Genomic DNA, 16,623 nt, shown 5'->3' with positions numbered 1-16,623 from the left:
TGATAGGGTTTTAAAACCTATCAGGGGTATTTTACAAAATGAGTATATATGGAGTTTATAGAATTGCATTTAGGAAGTTATGTTATTTCTCATGGTTTTGATAAAAACAATAAAGAGAAAATGACTCCTGTTGCTGCAGAGAAATTTGGAAAGAAATTAATTGCAGTTTCTAGAATTAAATCTTTAAGCGAAAAATATATTTTAACAGATTATGTAGATGGGAGATGGATTTATTGGGAATACAAAGAAGATTTCGAAGTCGTAAAAAAGCTGCTAAATAGTTTGCGTTAACGATTGAAACGGCATCCTTTTTTTTGATAAAAAAAAGATATAGTGTAAAGCGTGACCCTTGTGGTAACTCCCAAAAAATGAATAAAACATTAAATTAACAATTTGTTACATTTAAATCAATAAATAATACAATAGGAAAGTACATTTTTGCGGAAAATTTAAGAGATGAAAAGATATAGAATAGAATTAAAATTCCTTCTACAGTTTTTATTGTTATCGCTTTCGGCATTAGTTGTTGCTTATTTCTATTAAATACTGAAATAAATTCAGCAGAAATGAAAGTTACAGATCACATTAAAAATGCAAATGGTAAAACATTATTTTCTTTTGAAGTAATACCACCTCAGAAGGGAAAAAATATTCAAGATTTATACAATAATATAGATCCTTTAATGGAATTTAATCCACCTTTTATAGACGTAACAACTTCTAGAGAAGAATATGTTTATGTGGATAAAGGAAATGGACTTTTAGACAAGAGAATTACTAGAATGCGCCCAGGAACGGTAGGTATTTGTGCTTCTATTATGCATAAATATCAGGTAGATGCAATTCCGCATTTACTGTGTGGAGGTTTTACCAAAGAAGAAACAGAATACGTCTTGGTAGATTGCCATTATTTAGGATTGGATAACGTGGTTGCCTTGAGAGGTGATGCTAGAAAAGATGAATCTTATTTTAAAGCAACTCAAGGAGGTAACGCTTTTGCGAGCGATTTGGTACAACAAATATCTGATTTAAATAAAGGGAAATATTTACATGATGATATTAAAGTAGAGCATAATTATGATTTTTGCGTGGGTGTTGCAGGATATCCAGAAAAACATATGGAATCTCCATCTTTAAATACAGATTTAAAACGTTTAAAACAAAAGGTAGATGCGGGTGCAGATTATGTGGTAACGCAAATGTTTTTTGATAATAATAAATATTTCGAGTTTGTTAAAAAAGCTAGAGAAATAGGAATTACAGTGCCAATTATACCAGGAATTAAACCACTTGCTGTAAAAAGACATTTACAGATTTTACCACAAGTTTTTAAAATTGATTTACCAGAAGATTTAATTGATGCTGTAGAAGGTTGTAAAGATAATAAAGCGGTAAGACAGGTTGGTATTGAGTTTGCTATTCAGCAATCTAAGGAGTTAAAAGAAGCAGGAGTGCCATTTTTACACTATTACTCTATGGGGAAAAGTGATAATATACATGCAATTGCATCAAAATTATTTTAAAATAAAAAGGTGTAGTTTCTTTAATTAGGAATTAAATTTATAGAGAATCATCAGAAAACTACTTTAAAAGAGTGTCTTTTTGATGATTCTCTATTTGTATGCATAACAACTATTTATAGACAAATAGGAAAAAGTAATTTTTAAGAAAACTACTAAGTGAATAAAATGATTACTTTTGTAGTTCGAAATTGAAATAATAATTTAAAAATATAAAAATGGCATTAGAAATTACAGACGCAAACTTTGACGAATTAGTATTAAAATCAGACAAACCAGTATTAGTAGATTTTTGGGCAGCTTGGTGTGGACCATGTAGAATGGTAGGACCAATTGTTGATGAAATTCATACTGAATATGAAGGAAAAGCCGTAGTTGGTAAAGTTGATGTTGATGCTAACCAAGAATTTGCAGCAAAATACGGAGTACGTAATATACCAACTGTTTTAATCTTTAAGAACGGAGAAGTTGTAGACAAACAAGTAGGTGTTGCTCCTAAAAATGTGTATACAGGAAAAATCGATGCAGCTATATAAGTAGTATTCATTTTTTATAATATTAAAAAGGTTTGGCTAACGTCAAACCTTTTTTTATTTTTAAAATCTAAATTCTTTACATGAAACTTTACCTATCAATAATAGTTTTCCTTTTCCTTTTTATTTCTTGTGATAAGCAAGAGAATCAATTAAAACTAGAAAAGGGAATTTCTTTTGAGTTAGCCAAATACAGAAAACAGCAAATTGCTGATGTTGTTTATGATGTACATTTTAAAATTCCGAAGCAAAAAGAAAAGGCTATTGCTTCTATATTGGAAGTTAAGTTTACTGCTAATGATTTAGAAAACGATGTTTATTTAGATTTTAACGAGGATGCCTCTAAGTTGAAGTCAATAAAAGTAAACGGAGAAATATCCGATATAAATCACCAGAAAGAACACGTTATTATTAAGAAAAAACGATTGAGTTTAGGCGAAAACGTAATAGAAATATTATTTGAAGCAGGAGAAAAATCACTCAATAGAAATGAAGAGTTTTTATATACTTTATTAGTTCCGGATAGAGCAAGTACGTTGTTTCCTTGTTTTGATCAGCCAGATATAAAAGCTAAGTACAATTTAAAAATTACTGCTCCAAAAGATTGGCAAGTTCTTGCAGGAGGATTTGAAGAAAGTAGTGTAGAGCTTGATGACTTTATAGAACATACGTTTGCAACGTCTGATTTAATGAGTACGTATTTGTTTTCTTTTGTAGCAGGTAAATTTACGGAAGAAACTAAAAATCCTGGAGCGTTTGATATGCGCTTTTTATACAGAGAAAATGATACAGAAAAGATAAATGAGAGTGTAGATGAGGTGTTTCAAATTCATCAGAAATCGATTGATTTTTTAGAGGAATTTACGCAGGTTAAATTTCCTTTCCAAAAAATGGATTTTGCTGCGATTCCTCCTTTTCAATATGGAGGAATGGAACATGTTGGTGCTATACAATACAGACAATCGTCTTTGTTTTTAGATAAGAATGCTACTCAAAAGCAAAAAATTAGCAGAGCAAAGTTAATTGCACATGAAACCTCACACATGTGGTTTGGAGATTTGGTTACCATGAAATGGTTTAATGATGTTTGGATGAAAGAGGTGTTTGCTAATTTTATGGCAGATAAAATTATGAATCCTGTTTTTCCAGAAGTAAATCATAAACTTAATTTTATGATGACGCATTACCCAAGTGCCTATTCCGAAGATAGAACAAAAGGGACAAATGCAATTCGACAGCATTTAGGGAACTTAAAAGATGCAGGTTCTTTATATGGAAGAATTATTTACAACAAAGCGCCAATTATGATGCGTCAGTTAGAGTATTTGTTGGGAGAAGAGGCTTTTAAATCGGGAGTTCAAGAATACATAAAAACTTATGCAAATTCTAATGCAGATTGGAATGAGTTGGTTGCTATTTTAGATAACAAGTCACCAGGAAATATAAAAAACTGGTCTGATGTTTGGGTGAATTCATCTGGAAGACCAATTTTCTTTGAAGAAATAGAATTGAACGAAAAAGGAAACGTAAGTAAGTTTGTAATTCATCAAAAAGCAGAAGATGGTTCTAATAAAGTTTGGACGCAATCTTTTAAAATTAAATTGATTGATAAAAGAGGTTTTGAGAAAATTATCAATATAAAAAATATGGGGAAATCTTTTGATATTACATCTGCAACAAAAGATTTTAAACCCGGACAAGTTTTATACAATACAAACGGATTTGGTTACGGTGTTTTTCCAATTTATAAGAAAGAAATTGATACTTATCGACACATAAATGATGAAGTTTCTAGAGGTTCTCAATACATTAATTTATATGAAAATATGTTGATTGGTGAAGTTACTCCGTTAGAAACGTTTCAGATTTATATATCAGCAATTAAAGATGAAAAAAATGAGTTGATTACCAATTATTTGTCAGGAAGGATTCAAACAATATTTTGGTCATTTTTAACAGAAGAGGAGCAAAATGAAGTGCAGCAAAAAGTAGAAAAAGAGGTTTTAGGTTTGCTAGAAAGTAATGTATCTAAAAATATAAAAAGAACGCTGTTTGGTTTGTATAAATCAATAGCTATTTCTGAAGGAGGAAAAGAAACTTTGTATGAAATTTGGAATAAAGAGAGGGAAATTAACAACTTATTTTTAAATGAAAGCGACTTTAGTTCTTTGGCAATGACATTAGCTATTTTAGAACATGTAAAAGCAATAGAAATTTTACAAGAACAGCAAACTAGAATATCTAACAACGATAGATTAGATCGTTTTAAATGGTTGTTACCTTCGTTATCTGAAGATTTACAAGTAAGAGATGCTTTTATGACATCACTTTTAGAAAAAGAAAATAGAGAAAACGAATCTTGGGTAGAAGCAGGGTTAAAGAATATTCACCATCCGTTGAGACAAAAAGAGGCAACAATACATTTAAAATCGGTTTTAGAAACATTAGAAGAAGTGCAATTAACAGGTGATATCTTTTTTCCTAAAGGATGGTTGGCAAGTTCTATTGGTCAATATTCCTCTAAAGAAGCAAAAGTTGTTTTAGATCAGTTTTTAGAAGAGCATCCAGATTACAATGCTATTTTATTAAAGAAGTTGTTACAAACTACAGATAATTTAACGAGAGCTCAAAATATTAAAAAATAATATGGATTTATCTGAAGTTAAATCAGACATTAAAAACCTAGACTTACTTGCTAAACAAGTAGTAGAAGGTTTTATTACTGGGATTCATAAAAGTCCGTTTCACGGGTTTTCGGTAGAGTTTTCTGAGCACAAATTATACAATAAAGGAGAAAGTACACGTCATATAGATTGGAAGCTGTTTGCAAAGACAGAGAAGTTATATACTAAAAAGTATGAAGAAGAAACCAATTTAAGGTGCCATATTATAATAGATAATTCTGCTTCTATGCATTACCCTATTGTAAAAAAGCAAACGGTAGACAATTTAAACAAAATTGGGTTTTCTGCAGTTGCCTCGGCTTCTTTAATGGAGATTTTAAAAAGACAAAGAGATGCAGTTGGTTTAAGTATTTATGGCGATAGTTATGAATATTATGCTCCAGAAAAGGGGAGTGAGCGGCACAGAAAGATGTTACTGCATCAATTAGAGCAATTATTAGTTTCAGAATCTAAGTCTTCTACAGAAACCTATAAGTATTTGCATGAAATTGCAGAGAAAATACACAGGCGTTCATTAATTTTTGTTTTTACAGACATGTTTCAACCAAATAAAGATAATGAAACACTTTTTGAAGCTTTAAAACATCTTAAATTTAATAAACATGAGGTTGTTTTATTTCATACTTATGATGGAGAAACAGAATTTAATTTCAATTTTGACAATAATCCCAAAAAAATTGTGGATGTTGAAACTCGAGAAGAAATTAATATATACGCAGAAAATATTAGAGAAAAGTACACTGCATTAGTTGGTGATTATTTTAAAGAATTGAAAAATAAATGTTTACAATATAAAATTGATTACATCCCTGTAGATATACGTAAAGGATATAATGAAGTTTTAACGGCATATTTAATTAGTAGAAAAAAAATATAAACTTTTTTTTATTTTATGCTTGTGTATCTAGAAATACATTGTATATTTGCAACCGCTTAAAGCAACGGTCTGGTAGTTCAGCTGGTTAGAATACCTGCCTGTCACGCAGGGGGTCGCGGGTTCGAGTCCCGTCCAGACCGCGAAAAGCACTTCATTTATGAGGTGCTTTTTTTGTGTCCAAATTTTAGTTGAAAAGCATCAAAATTATATAAAATGAAATTATTTTTAAATTATTTCATTTTTTTGTTGTGTATGTAAAAATACATTGTATATTTGCAACCGCTTAAAGCAACGGTCTGGTAGTTCAGCTGGTTAGAATACCTGCCTGTCACGCAGGGGGTCGCGGGTTCGAGTCCCGTCCAGACCGCTTTAAAAGTCCTTAACAATCTATTTATTAGAGCGTTAAGGATTTTTTGTTTTTAATAATGTCAACATCGGGGGCAACATTTTTTAATTTGATACAATTAAAGGTAAAAATACTGTGGCAACGTTGTGGCAACATCTTTTAATAGATGTAAAGTAGGTTTGTTTCTGTTTTCTTTTTACCGTTGTAAAAACAATTCAAAAGGAGTTTAATTTAAAGAATACTGATTATTTCGGCTCTCTTTTTTATAGTGTGAAAAACAACTTGAAATACTGTTGATTAATCAAGTTTAGCAAATTAACCTCTTAAACTCTTTTTGTATATTAATTAACCCTTTATAAGATTGGTTACTTAGTATACATTTTTCAAATAAAGAACTCCATTTTAAAAGTATTATTGTTTTAACTTCTTGTTGAATGTTAGAACCGAAATCTTTAGACAATTCTCTCAATTTGTTTTTTTGTCTTTGTCTTTCTTGGTTACTTAGGTTTAACCAATAGTTTTGGTTTTGATATTGTAATGTTTTGTTTTTTAGTAGAGGTTTTAAGTTGTCTGTTTTAATAGAATAATCATATACTATAGATTCACTCCATTTAGCAACTAAAAGCTTTAATAGGTTGTTGTAGATACTAGGATTTACTAGGTCTTCGAAAGTGTATAAACCTAGTTTATTTAAGTCTATCATTTTTTTATATTTTAATTCTATTCTTAAAATATTGTAAGGTCTTTTAAATTGTTCTCCTTTATTATAAACTTTTATCCAAAATCTTTGATGCTTACTAACCTTGTAGTTGAAATTATACGGTTTTAAGAACTCTTTACCTCTATGTAGTTGTAAGTTATTAATAATGTAATTAGGGTTGAAATAAGGGGTTAAATTAACGCCAAATTCAATATTAAGTAGAATTATATCACTAATTTTTACCTCTACTAATTTAGAAATCTCGTAAATAGTTTTTTGTAAATCTATAAAAGTGAAATCATTGTAATTATGTATGCCTTTATTATGGTAGTAATGTAAACTACCAGTTAATAAAACCCGCTCGTTTCTAAAGATAATAATATTTAAGTTTAAATATTTTAATATCAATTTAGAATATTCTCCAGAATCTTCATCTTGGTAACTTTCAAACGTTTTTTTAAACTTTGGGTTGTTTATTAGTTTGTCTGTGTTCGCATTTTTTAATAATGCTTTTACATAATCAACTGGCATTAATTGCCTTTTGAAAGTTGCTTAATAATTTGTTGTTTATTGTAGTATGGTTTATTGCCTATGTAGCTAGGTTTTAAAATCTCTTTTCTGTTCCAGTTGTTAAGTGTAACATAAGAAACGTTTAAAAGTTCTTTGGCTTCTGTTCTGCTTATAAACTCTGGTTTTTGTTGATTGTCATAAGAATTAAAAAACTCTCTAAACTTAGTGTCTAGTAGTTCGTTAAAGATTTCTTTTAATTCACTTGGTGTAACTTGTATTAACTTCATTGCAAACTGTTTTTTTAAAATTGCTTGCAGCTAATTACTAGAGGGTCAAAAAAGGGGTTGAGGTATTTTGACCCCTTTCGAGTATTTTCGAGGTTTTTTTTAAAGTTTTACTTTTTGAAGTAGTAAATATTCGTCAACCTCTGTCTTTTGTTCTTGTGTTAAATCTTTGTATGTGTTATTTATAAGATGTTTTGCATTATCTGGACTTATTCCCAAGATTAGAGCTAAAATTTTATGCTTAGAACTTTGCTTTTCTGTTTCTATTTTATGAATAGAACTATCTAGTTTTAGTTTTTGAAATATGTAAAAGCGTTGTTGTAAATTAAAGGTTGGAATGTTTTTTAATGAAAGCTCTGGTGTTTCTGTTATTGGTTTATTTTCTTTTGCTTCTAATGTTTCTTTTTTAAGTATTTTTCTTTTAAATAACTTATCAAAAATTGTAGGATTGTGTAAAATAATTTCCCAAGATTTATAATATTCCCCGCCATTAAAACCTGCTTTAAACATTGTTTCGTTTGTTATGTAATAAAAATGTTCTGGTAGGCAGTTTTTTTGATATTCTGTTTTATTAGTATGTATTGACATTGGTAGGTGTCCTTTGTTGTTACCTCCAAATTTAAAAGAGTATATTCTAGAAAATATCTTATGTATTTTCTCTTTTGTGTCTAGTTCAAATAATACACTATTTGGTTTTATAGTTGCTTCAAATTCTGAATAACCTTTATAAAAACCTTTTCCATATTCTTTTAAAAATAAATAAAGATTCTCTTTTGTTACCTCGTTATCATCTTTATCGAAAATTAGTCCACGTTCTATGAAATTTAAAAAACTGTAATAATCTTTTTCAAGTATATAGAAATCTGTTTCGCTGTAATTGTGTCTACCCATATAGGGTTTCATTCTGTTATCTTTATCAACTTGGTAGCCTAGGCTAAAAAAGTAGTCTTTTATGCTTTTTGGTAAGGTTGTGAGATTTAAACCATCATATAAATTTTTAACTGTTTTATCCATAACTTACTCAATTTCTATGGTGTCTATTTCTTGCATTAATCTATGGGTTTCAGATAGGGCAACAATTATTTTTTGATAGTGTAAAATGTCTTCAAAACTTAACTCTCTGTCTTTTCTATCTTTTAACCATTTTTGAGCGGGTTGGTAGCCTCCAATATAGAACTCCCAAGCCACTAAAGGCACGTTATTAAAGTATTGTGTGTCATTTATCCAAACTTTACCTAACGTTTCTGTAATAGGCTCGTAACCAATGTTAGTTTTTGTTAGTTTTCTTGTTATTATATTGTCTCCTGTTTCTGGATAACTTGTAATATAGTTTTCTACGGTTTCACTTTCTAGTAAATGAATTTCTCTAATTTCTTTACCTAATTTTACCAACTGCCAAAAAGTAGCTTGGTCTTTTGGATAAGGTACTCTAGGAAAATCTATTTTTAAAAACTCTTTGTATTTTTCTCTATAAGTAGGACTGTGTAATACTGCATATATATAGTCTAAAATATCTATAGGAGCAAAGGTGTTTTTGGTTTGTTCCTTTTCGTTAGTAAAGGTTAATTCTAATTTTTTACTAATTTCTTTTATTATCTCTAAGTTGAGGTTTGGTATTCTTTCTGGGCTGTTTTCTGTGGTTTGTTGGTTTGTTTGTTCTGGGTATAAATAAAGAGGTAGTGTAGAGTTATTTGCATATGCACTTTCAAAAAGACAAGATTCAGTTAATCTATTAGTGATGAAAATATATGAAAAATCTAATTTGGATTGTCTTTTTACTGCAATTGCTAAATTTGGTTCTTTTTGCAAATGTTGCATTACTTCAAGCCTAGTTCGTTCTATGAAGCTGTTATTATAATAAATAAAACGATTGTCAAAAGGTCGATAAGAAATACTTTTAATACATTCCGTTTCAAATTGTTTTTCTTTTTGTTTAACTTTATTTATTTTCCAAGTTTTATTTTCTCTTAATTTATAATTATTCAATATCTCATCACTTTCTAGGATAAAAAAATCTTTTATTCTGTTTACGAGAGTTTGCTTGTTTTCATCTATTACAAAACTGTCTCTAGATGTTACGATACCTACGTTATTCAAAATAAATAAGTCTGTTAAACAGATTCCTTTATTGTATTTTCCTTGTGATTCGAAATCTTTCTGTACCATATAGTAATCAGGTGCTATATTTGGTAGTTCTGTAAAGTCAATATTTTTAATTGAGTTGTCATTTAAAAAATCATATTTAAAATCTCTTTTACCAAACAAATCATAATGAAAAACTTTGCCTAGTTCATTTGTTTTTTTCTTACCTGTTTTTATAAATATATTTATAGAAACACCTTGCATAATATCAAAAACGTTTACGTCTGCACTACCATCTGGAGCAGTTTCTTTTTTCTTGCTATTTCCGTGTAAATCTATGGTGTAAATTTTATCATAAGTTTTTAATAAATTCCAACGCATACCTCTAAAAGTAGGGTTGTCTAAAAATCCGTGAGGGTTTATAAATGCTAAAACTCCAGTTCCGTTTTTTTCTATAAAATGTTGTCCATATCTTAAAAACTTCACATAGTCATCATTTATCCATTTAGGATTTCTTTCTTTTAGTTTTACTTTACCTCCAGGCTCTTTTTTATAATCGTCCATTAAACTCATAATCCAGTCGCCTTTATTGGCACTTTCTCCACTATAAGGAGGGTTTCCAATAATACACATAACTGGTGTATCTCTTTTAATATGGTTTGCCTCGTTTGCTTCGCTACTTAACCAATTGGCAAATAGTGTACCTGTGTCTGGGTGGTACTCTTCTAAACTATTGGTTAAATATATTTTAGTACGTTGGTTTCTGGTGGCTTTAAAACCAGTTTCTCTTAATAGTAAATCTATTTGTAGGTGTGCCATTGCATAAGATGCCATTAACAACTCAAAACCATTTAAACGAGGTAAAAGGTTGTTTTCTGCGTAACTGCTCCAAATACCCTCTTGTCCTTTAAACTTTTTATGTACGTGCTTTATAACCTCTGCTAAAAACGTTCCTGTTCCTGTGGCGGGGTCTAAAACTTGTACTTTGTGTACTTCTTTATCAACTTCTTTATAACCACTTTTAAAATTTTTATTAGCAATGTCTGTTTTTACTTTTACGGTGGTTTTAGAACTATCTGCCAAACCTTGTGGTAAATCGAACTCGGTTTTTAAAATATCGTCAACCGCTCTTACTATAAAATTAACAACTGGTGCGGGTGTGTACCAAACCCCTCTGGCTTTTCTAAGTTTAGGGTCGTATTCTGCTAAAAAGGTTTCGTAAAAATGTATAATAGGGTCTTCCATCTTTGTAGATTTCCCATAATTTTTTAAAATCTCTTCTACATTACACGCTAAAAATATTTCTGCTAAATTATCTACAATCCATTTAATACGGTCGTCTATATCTGCACCCGCTATATAGCCAAATAACTTTCTTAAAAAAGGGTTTGATTTTGGTATAAGTTCTGCGGCTTCTTGTCTGCTAAAAGTGTCTAGTGTAGGGTCGTGTAGACGTGCAGCAAATAAGCCATACGCAATAGTTTGTGCGTAGACATCTGCAAACCCTTTGGGTGTTATATCGTGTATTAAAATCTCTTTAAAAGCCGTCATTTGCTCTTTTAGAGTACTGTCTTCTAAATGTTCGTTATCACTATTTAAAGCCTTTTCTATAACGTCTGAAAGCAACCTTGCTTTACCCGCCATCATTTCTGCTAAACGTTTAGAACTTTTAATACTTTGACTTATATGGGTGGTAAAATCTTTAATTAAATTGGTAAACGTTTCAAAATTTTCTGGTAGTGGTTTAATTTGATTGTCTACAACCTCAGCAATAGCAATTTTAGTAATTAATTCGCTATCTCGGTAAATATGAAAATCTATATAATCTGTAAAAATAAGATTGCTTAAAGATGCTTTGTATCTGTCGAACTGTTCTTTGTTGCCAGTTTTCTTTTTACCTAGTAAATCTTTGTCTCCAATGTCTTTGGCTTCAATAAAACCAACTGGAATTTCTTTTTTAGTAAGTATGTAATCTGGTGCGCCACATTTTTGTCTTTTAGGTTCGTTTGTGGCTCTTATATCTGGTAAAAGTGTTTCTAGTAGTTGTTGTAAATCTCCTCTAAAGGTGTGTTCTGTGGCGTTGCCTAGGGTGTATCTTTGGTTGAGGTTGTCTATATAGTTTTCTATTGTCATTCTTTCTAATTCTGTAATTTATTAGCTTTTTTTTGAAGTCAATAAATGTACAAAATCAAAACAGATAACGCTATATTTCTAGACTACTTTTAATTCTGTTTTAGGTTTAAAAAATGCTGTATCTGCTATTTTTATAGCTCTTTCATCTTTAGACACTTTTATATAGTTTAAAAATGTTTTCTCTGAATTGTGTCCAGATATTGCCATAATATCTAAAGTATTCATTCCAGATAGGTAAGCATTTGTACAAAATGAGCGTCTTGCAGTATGGTTTTTAATCATTTTATATTTAGCAATCATTTTAGTTTCTTGTTTGCCTCCTTTGGTTTTCTTAATGGTAATAATCTCACTAATTCTCGCTTTTTCTCCAATAGTTTCTAATAGGTCGTTTATTCTTTGACTAGGCATTTTGTTTGGTGGGTTTCCGTTTCTGCTTTTAAGAATTGTTTCTACAATAGGGTGTATTGGTATTGGTAGGTATTGATTTGTTTTTTGTTGATATAATCTAAAAACTCTAGTTCCTTTGTGTTCGTGAATATTTTCTTTTGTTAGTCCGTTAAAATCTGAAACTCTTAAACCTGTATAAGCTCCAATAATAAATAAGTCTCTGGCTTGTTCTAGTTCTTGGTTTTCTGATAAGTTTAGTTTTATAATTTTTTCTAGTTCTTTTTCGTTTAAATAAATCTGTTCTGATTTTTCTGTTGGTTTTACAAAGTGTTTTGATTTGTAAGAAAGATTAATGTTTAAACCTTGTTCCGTTGCTTCATTCATAAAGACTTTTATAATTTTAAAGTATTTACCAATAGTATTTAAGCTATAATTATTCTTTTCATTTTCTAAGTAGTCTTTAAAGGCATAATAGAAGTCTAGATTAATAGTATTGAAAGTTATTTTGTATTCTTCTTCTTTTTCGAAAGTTTTAATATGTTCTAAAACGGTATTGTAGTCTTGTATTGTTCTAGATGAAATTGGTTTTCCTGTCTTTTCTATAATTCTGCCTTTAGATTGTTCTGCAAATTTCTCTACAAAAGAATAAAAGTTTAAAACCTCTTTTTCTTTGATGACTATTTTTTGCAATTTTATATCAATACTATGTTTTAAAGCTGCTTTTAGTTTGTCATTAGAAATATATGTTTTTTTAAGGTTGTCTATTTCGTCTTCACTCCATTTTTTAAATTCTCTTAACCATTTGTTTATTTCAACTCTTTTGTTAGATATATCTGAAATTTTTCTAACTTCTTGGTTGTCATCATTCCAATACTTTGGTAAAATAGCGTATTGAGTTGCTCCACGGAGTCTGCAACCTCTACCTAGACTTATATAATAGTTAATTGTTGTTGGTTTGGTAGCTTTATTGTCTCTTAGTTTGTAGTTAAAGGTTGCCATTTTTTTCTTTTTTTTAGTTACTCAAAAATAGTGATTATTTTAATTTTGGCAACGTTTGTGGCAACATTTAGTTTATTTGTGTTTATTTTAGTTTTCTTTATTTTATTCTATATGTATACAGATAGTGCGATTTAGTAAGGTTTATGTGTTTTTATTAAAATTAAGTAAATTAAAAATGAGTCCCGTCCAGACCGCGAAAAGCACTTCATTTATGAAGTGCTTTTTTTGTGTTTATAAGTTTCTTTAGCGCTATAGTTTTTTTGCAGTGTTTTTAATGTTAGTTGTGGTATCGTTAATCTAAGGCTCAATTTTTTTTATTTCATCAGCTTGCTGTAAAAAAAGAAAAAAGGCGCATTGTTGAATGCACCTTTTTAAAATATGATAATAAAGTATTTTTGTTTTAGAATCCTTGAGCAATTTTGTCTAATTCAATACTATTTAATATTGAGATATCCTTTCCTTTAAACTCAATAATATTCTTCTTTTTTAACTCAGAAAGTAAGCGAATTGCAGACTCTGTTGCTGTTCCTATAATATTAGCAATATCTTCTCTAGAAAGGTGGATGTCTATTGTGCCTTCTCTGTTTGTGCCAAATTTTTTATGAAGCTTTAGAAGTGTTTCGGCTAAACGTTGTTTTACGGTCTTTTGAGCCATATCTACAATAACGTTATCAGCCTGTTTTAAAGTTTGTGCCATGTCTTTAAGCACATTCATGGTAAAGTTTGGGTTTTTAGATAGGTCCTTTAAAATTTCTTCTTTAGGGATAAAACAGACTTGCATATCATTTAAGGCAACTGCTTTAAGATTAGATGCTTCGTCAGATATTAAACTTCTTTCTCCTAATAAGTCACCTTTGGTAACTAAACTAATAATTTGATTTCTACCATTTTCACTCATTTTAGAAACCTTGCAAACACCATCCTTAATACAAAAAACACCTTTTAATCGCTCACCTTCCTCAAAAATAGCCTCACCTTTTTTTATAACTTTAGTTGTTTTACAGTTAGAGATCTTAACTAACTCTTCTTTAGTTAAGTGTTGTAGGGAATTAAATTGACGAATAATACATTGCTCGCATTTACTCATAATGACTAATGGTATTTGAGAGTCAAAGATATTAAAAATGTGATATATATCATGTTCTAAAGCATGATTCTTATCGTAAATTTGCAAAAGGCAAAAGAGTAAATATGAAACCTACACAATGTTATCACTGTGGTGATTCTTGTGATGATAATTTAATAAAGTTCGATGAAAAGAGTTTCTGTTGCAATGGTTGTAAAACTGTTTATGAAATTTTTTCTGAAAACGATTTAACTTGTTATTACAATTTTCAAGACAATCCCGGAGCAATTCCAATAGAAATTCAAGGAAAATATGATTTTCTAGATACTGCAGAAATAGCGGAGAAATTATTGGATTTTAATGATGGAAATACGCAGATTGCAACGTTGTATATACCACATATTCATTGTAGTTCTTGTATTTGGGTTTTAGAAAACTTACATAAATTAAATGATAAAATATCTTCGTCTCAAGTAGATTTTCCGAAGAAACAAGTAAGGGTTACTTTTAATTCTGGTAAAACCACTTTAAAAGAAATTGTTCTTTTAATAAGTTCTATTGGTTATGAACCTTACATTAGTTTAGATGATTATGAAGGAGGCAAAAAAGCTGTAGACAGAAGTCTAATTTATAAATTAGGGATTGCAGGTTTTGCATTCGGAAACGTTATGTTTCTTTCTTTTCCTGAGTATTTTGAAGTAGATGGTTTTTGGATAGAGAAATATAAAACGCTCTTTAGGTGGTTAATGTTTGCCTTTTCTTTACCGGTTGTTTTTTATGCGGGACAAGGTTATTTTGTTTCTGCTTACAAAGGGTTGCGATCAAAAATTTTAAATATTGATGTTCCTATTGCGCTGGGTATTTTAGTGCTATTTATTAGGAGTACTGTAGAAATTGTTTTCGATTTAGGGACTGGTTTTTTCGATAGTTTAACAGGGTTGGTTTTCTTTCTTTTATTAGGGAAGTTTTTTCAGCAGAAAACATACAATTTCTTGTCTTTTGAACGAGACTATAAATCTTATTTTCCTATTGCTGTTACCCGTATAACTTCTAAAGGCAAAGAAGAAAATGTGGCTATTTATGATATTGTAAAAGGAGATAGACTACTTATTAGAAACCAAGAATTAATTCCTACGGATGGTATTCTAATCAACGGAACTGCAGATATCGATTATAGTTTTGTTACCGGGGAAGCGGAACCAGTTTCTAAAAAATCTGGAGACAAATTATTTGCTGGTGGTAAGCAGCTTTCAGGAGTGATAGAGATGGAAGTTTTAGCTTCTGTTTCTCAAAGTTACTTAACGCAATTATGGAGTAATGATGTGTTTAATAAAGAAAATAAATCGCCTTTTAAAACCATTACAGATACGATTAGTAAGAATTTTACAATACTAGTTTTACTAGTTGCTTTATTGTCCACTAGTTTTTGGTTGTTTTATGATGCCAGCAAAGCATTAAATGTGTTTACCGCAGTTTTAATTATAGCATGTCCTTGTGCAATTGCTTTAGCAGCACCATTTACTTTAGGGAATATGCTACGTGTTTTTGGGAGAGAAAAATTCTATTTAAAAAATGCAACGGTTGTAGAGCAACTGGCAGCTATAGATTCTATTATTTTTGATAAAACAGGTACGCTAACCACACATAAAGAGAATACGATTTCTTATGACGGAGTTCAATTAAATAATCAAGAGAAAAGTGTTTTAAAAAGTTCTTTAAGAGCATCTAATCATCCGTTAAGTAGAACATTGTATAATAGTTTGGGAGAAGTAGAGGTACTTGCTATTTCCGATTTTAAAGAAATTGTAGGCAAAGGTATTGAAGTAAGTTGTAAAGATGTAAAATTAAAATTAGGTTCTTCTTCTTATGTGAAAAATACAGATGATACTTCTGCTTTAGACACCTCTGTATATGTTAGTTTTAATGAGATTTACAAAGGGAAATTTACTTTTAAAAATTCTTACAGAGAAGGAGTAAAGCCGTTATTCGAATCCTTAAAAAAGGGATATGACTTAGCTGTTGTTTCTGGAGATAATGAAGGGGAGAGAGTTTATTTAGAAGAAAGTTTACCAAAAGGTACCAATTTGTTATTCAATCAAAAACCAGAAGATAAATTAGAAGTAGTTGCAGGTCTTCAGCTAAAACATCAAAAAGTAATGATGATTGGAGATGGTTTAAATGATGCCGGTGCTTTAGCAAAAAGTGATGTTGGTATTGCATTATCAGAAAATATTAATGTGTTTTCACCTGCTTGTGACGGAATTTTAGATGCATCAAAATTTAATAAAATTGGCACGTACATAAAAGCATCAAAAAAAGCGATTAAGGTTATAAAATACAGTTTTATACTGTCTCTATGTTATAATGTAATAGGATTGTATTTTGCTGTAACGGGGCAATTAATACCTGTAATGGCAGCAATTCTAATGCCTTTAAGTTCTATAAGTATTGTTGTTTTTACAACAATCTCTACCAATTTAATCGGAAATAAAATAAAATAAT

12 protein-coding genes and 2 tRNA genes are annotated in these 16,623 nt (G+C 29.9%); 8 read left to right on the top strand and 6 right to left on the bottom strand.

The genetic code is table 11. The features are described 5' to 3' along the window. The first annotated feature begins 48 nt into the window (after window positions 1-48). The 7 genes from H0I29_RS03425 to H0I29_RS03395 all read left to right on the top strand — a co-directional run bounded on the left by H0I29_RS03425 (window position 49) and on the right by H0I29_RS03395 (window position 5,981). The gene (locus tag H0I29_RS03425; RefSeq protein ID WP_218754433.1) at window positions 49-291 is read left to right on the top strand and encodes a hypothetical protein; all 243 of its coding nucleotides are present in this window, start codon (window positions 49-51) and stop codon (window positions 289-291) included. A 275-nt stretch (window positions 292-566) separates the two neighbouring features. Further along, window positions 567-1,523: a methylenetetrahydrofolate reductase [NAD(P)H] gene (gene metF, locus H0I29_RS03420; RefSeq protein WP_218754432.1), complete on the top strand. Its 957-nt coding sequence runs from the start codon at window positions 567-569 to the stop codon at window positions 1,521-1,523. A 215-nt stretch (window positions 1,524-1,738) separates the two neighbouring features. Beyond that, window positions 1,739-2,056: a thioredoxin gene (trxA, locus tag H0I29_RS03415; protein WP_165733121.1), complete on the top strand. Its 318-nt coding sequence runs from the start codon at window positions 1,739-1,741 to the stop codon at window positions 2,054-2,056. Window positions 2,057-2,136: 80 nt separating this feature from the next. After that, window positions 2,137-4,698 carry a M1 family aminopeptidase gene (locus H0I29_RS03410; protein ID WP_218754431.1) on the top strand — a complete coding sequence of 854 codons (2,562 nt, stop codon included), beginning with the start codon at window positions 2,137-2,139 and terminating at the stop codon, window positions 4,696-4,698. Window position 4,699: 1 nt separating this feature from the next. Then, complete coding sequence (locus tag H0I29_RS03405; RefSeq protein WP_218754430.1) at window positions 4,700-5,614, top strand: DUF58 domain-containing protein; 915 nt, start codon at window positions 4,700-4,702, stop codon at window positions 5,612-5,614. A 66-nt stretch (window positions 5,615-5,680) separates the two neighbouring features. Then, window positions 5,681-5,754, top strand: a tRNA-Asp gene (locus tag H0I29_RS03400). Between the two features lie 153 nt (window positions 5,755-5,907). Next, window positions 5,908-5,981: transfer RNA gene (locus H0I29_RS03395), tRNA-Asp, on the top strand. A 286-nt stretch (window positions 5,982-6,267) separates the two neighbouring features. Here the strand turns inward: H0I29_RS03395 and H0I29_RS03390 are convergent. The 6 genes from H0I29_RS03390 to H0I29_RS03365 all read right to left on the bottom strand — a co-directional run bounded on the left by H0I29_RS03390 (window position 6,268) and on the right by H0I29_RS03365 (window position 14,142). Then, the gene (locus H0I29_RS03390) at window positions 6,268-7,191 is read right to left on the bottom strand and encodes a hypothetical protein (RefSeq protein WP_218754429.1); all 924 of its coding nucleotides are present in this window, start codon (window positions 7,189-7,191) and stop codon (window positions 6,268-6,270) included. Beyond that, on the bottom strand, window positions 7,191-7,457 hold the full coding sequence (locus H0I29_RS03385; protein ID WP_218754428.1) for a hypothetical protein: 267 nt from the start codon (window positions 7,455-7,457) through the stop codon (window positions 7,191-7,193). Before H0I29_RS03385 ends, H0I29_RS03390 begins: the two co-directional genes overlap by 1 nt. A gap of 99 nt (window positions 7,458-7,556) precedes the next feature. After that, window positions 7,557-8,468 (bottom strand): hypothetical protein, encoded by a 912-nt coding sequence (locus H0I29_RS03380; protein ID WP_218754427.1) that lies wholly within the window; start codon window positions 8,466-8,468, stop codon window positions 7,557-7,559. Window positions 8,469-8,471: 3 nt separating this feature from the next. Then, the gene (locus H0I29_RS03375; RefSeq protein ID WP_218754426.1) at window positions 8,472-11,669 is read right to left on the bottom strand and encodes a type ISP restriction/modification enzyme; all 3,198 of its coding nucleotides are present in this window, start codon (window positions 11,667-11,669) and stop codon (window positions 8,472-8,474) included. A gap of 78 nt (window positions 11,670-11,747) precedes the next feature. After that, window positions 11,748-13,055 (bottom strand): site-specific integrase, encoded by a 1,308-nt coding sequence (locus tag H0I29_RS03370; RefSeq protein ID WP_218754425.1) that lies wholly within the window; start codon window positions 13,053-13,055, stop codon window positions 11,748-11,750. Window positions 13,056-13,455: 400 nt separating this feature from the next. Beyond that, a complete protein-coding gene (locus H0I29_RS03365; RefSeq protein ID WP_218731396.1) occupies window positions 13,456-14,142 on the bottom strand; it encodes a Crp/Fnr family transcriptional regulator in 687 nt (228 codons plus the stop codon). Between the two features lie 104 nt (window positions 14,143-14,246). Between H0I29_RS03365 and H0I29_RS03360 the strand changes: the two genes are divergently transcribed. Continuing rightward, window positions 14,247-16,622, top strand: a complete 2,376-nt coding sequence (locus tag H0I29_RS03360; RefSeq protein WP_218754424.1) for a heavy metal translocating P-type ATPase metal-binding domain-containing protein — start codon at window positions 14,247-14,249, stop codon at window positions 16,620-16,622. Window position 16,623 lies beyond the last annotated feature (1 nt).

Source organism: Polaribacter sp. R2A056_3_33 (assembly GCF_019278485.1).
Taxonomy (GTDB): domain Bacteria; phylum Bacteroidota; class Bacteroidia; order Flavobacteriales; family Flavobacteriaceae; genus Polaribacter.
Note: the sequence above shows the minus strand (reverse complement) of the source record. Positions and strands in the feature narration are given on the sequence as shown.

Excerpts from the sequence above, each read along its gene's own strand:
- H0I29_RS03425 (WP_218754433.1), top strand. The coding sequence starts at position 49 with ATGGAGTTTATAGAATTGCATTTAGGAAGTTATGTTATTTCTCATGGT.
- metF (WP_218754432.1), top strand. The coding sequence starts at position 567 with ATGAAAGTTACAGATCACATTAAAAATGCAAATGGTAAAACATTATTT.
- trxA (WP_165733121.1), top strand. The coding sequence starts at position 1,739 with ATGGCATTAGAAATTACAGACGCAAACTTTGACGAATTAGTATTAAAA.
- H0I29_RS03410 (WP_218754431.1), top strand. The coding sequence starts at position 2,137 with ATGAAACTTTACCTATCAATAATAGTTTTCCTTTTCCTTTTTATTTCT.
- H0I29_RS03405 (WP_218754430.1), top strand. The coding sequence starts at position 4,700 with ATGGATTTATCTGAAGTTAAATCAGACATTAAAAACCTAGACTTACTT.
- H0I29_RS03390 (WP_218754429.1), bottom strand. The coding sequence starts at position 7,191 with ATGCCAGTTGATTATGTAAAAGCATTATTAAAAAATGCGAACACAGAC.
- H0I29_RS03385 (WP_218754428.1), bottom strand. The coding sequence starts at position 7,457 with ATGAAGTTAATACAAGTTACACCAAGTGAATTAAAAGAAATCTTTAAC.
- H0I29_RS03380 (WP_218754427.1), bottom strand. The coding sequence starts at position 8,468 with ATGGATAAAACAGTTAAAAATTTATATGATGGTTTAAATCTCACAACC.
- H0I29_RS03375 (WP_218754426.1), bottom strand. The coding sequence starts at position 11,669 with ATGACAATAGAAAACTATATAGACAACCTCAACCAAAGATACACCCTA.
- H0I29_RS03370 (WP_218754425.1), bottom strand. The coding sequence starts at position 13,055 with ATGGCAACCTTTAACTACAAACTAAGAGACAATAAAGCTACCAAACCA.
- H0I29_RS03365 (WP_218731396.1), bottom strand. The coding sequence starts at position 14,142 with ATGAGTAAATGCGAGCAATGTATTATTCGTCAATTTAATTCCCTACAA.
- H0I29_RS03360 (WP_218754424.1), top strand. The coding sequence starts at position 14,247 with ATGAAACCTACACAATGTTATCACTGTGGTGATTCTTGTGATGATAAT.